Annotated in this window: 2 protein-coding genes; both read left to right on the top strand. The window is 30.7% G+C overall.

Features of this window, described 5'->3' with window-relative positions:
- On the top strand, positions 1-264 hold a 264-nt coding region (locus ACFIQE_RS11235; protein WP_375707784.1), incomplete at its 5' end, for a hypothetical protein.
- On the top strand, positions 251-672 hold a 422-nt coding region (locus ACFIQE_RS11230), incomplete at its 3' end, for a hypothetical protein (RefSeq protein ID WP_375707783.1). The genes ACFIQE_RS11235 and ACFIQE_RS11230, both read left to right, overlap by 14 nt.

Here is a 672-nt window from a genome sequence, read left to right as displayed (position 1 = left end):
CCATGGGGATTAGGGGTAGCAGAGTATTTTTACAATCTTTACGAATATGATGATGGTACAAGAGAATATGAAGAATTTGACGGTGGTCAGTATCATGAGATACCTGAGAAAGTTGATTACAGTACCAAGGCTCAAGTGAAAGCGTGGATTTATGGGGGTGGTATTCCGAAAAGCGTTCTCAATTACGAACCTCTCATAGATGAGATCAATAAAGAGATCAAAAAATTATCAAAAACCGCAGGAAATAAATATGTTTACAGATAAGCAGCTAAGAGCCTTGTTTGGTATTATAATTTTTATATTTTTATGCTTTTTAGAAATTAAAAAAAATCCCTATTTTATCCAAGGTATTTTGATATTTGCATCTTTTGGTTTGATAATAATAACAAATATTTTTGTAATTTTATGCAATTCTCATATTCCTTTTGAGTTGCAGAACAATCCAAAATATAAAGATGATGATACAACAGGTTGGAAGACATTAACACGTGATTTACAACAGTATTTGCACAGACTTTTAAAGCTAATAAGTTTAGCACTTGTCGTTTTAATTTTTCCAAATAGTTATACTGTATTTTGGTATTTAGATATCGTTTTTTGGTACTTTTTTTTAGTTTATTCATTCTTTCTCATGTTGCATACACGCAGTTTAATAAACATGTCCATTTACGC

The organism is Bartonella sp. AA1HLJMS (assembly GCF_042197445.1).
GTDB lineage: Bacteria > Pseudomonadota > Alphaproteobacteria > Rhizobiales > Rhizobiaceae > Bartonella.
The sequence above is the reverse complement of the archived record's forward strand: the minus strand, read 5'-3'. Positions and strand labels throughout refer to the sequence as shown.